We start from the raw sequence: 415 nt of genomic DNA, 5'->3' as shown, positions 1-415 counted from the left end.
GGAATGGGTTTGGCCGGGTCCAGTACCACGGCAGCGGCCAACACATCGCCACACAAAGGCCCGGCGCCAGCTTCATCAATGCCACAGTAGACGCGTCCCTGTGCCAGCAGAGACTGTTCAATATCAATCATGGGATAAGTAATTCAGTGAGTGAGTCCGTTCCGCAAACGTTCGTTAGCGGCAGCTTGCTCTGGTTCCAGTAATTCAATAATCGCTTTGGCGGCTTCCTGATTAGCATTTCGTCGCAATTGCCGATGAATAAACTGGAAGGTTTCATGCAGTTGGTGGCGGATATTCTGGTCTTCCAGACAACGCACCAACGCCTCCGCCAAATGTATCGGAGTCGCTTGCTCTTGCAGGATTTCAGGTACCAGCTCACGCCCGGCCAACAGGTTGGGCAGAGATATAAAGGGCT

At 53.0% G+C, this 415-nt stretch carries 1 pseudogene; it reads right to left on the bottom strand.

The features are described from left to right. Positions 1-143: 143 nt before the first annotated feature. Positions 144-415 (bottom strand): annotated as a pseudogene (locus Q4563_RS16500) (hypothetical protein); the annotation flags it as partial.

Source organism: Gilvimarinus sp. 1_MG-2023 (assembly GCF_030548285.1).
This window is presented reverse-complemented; position numbering and strand designations above follow the sequence as displayed.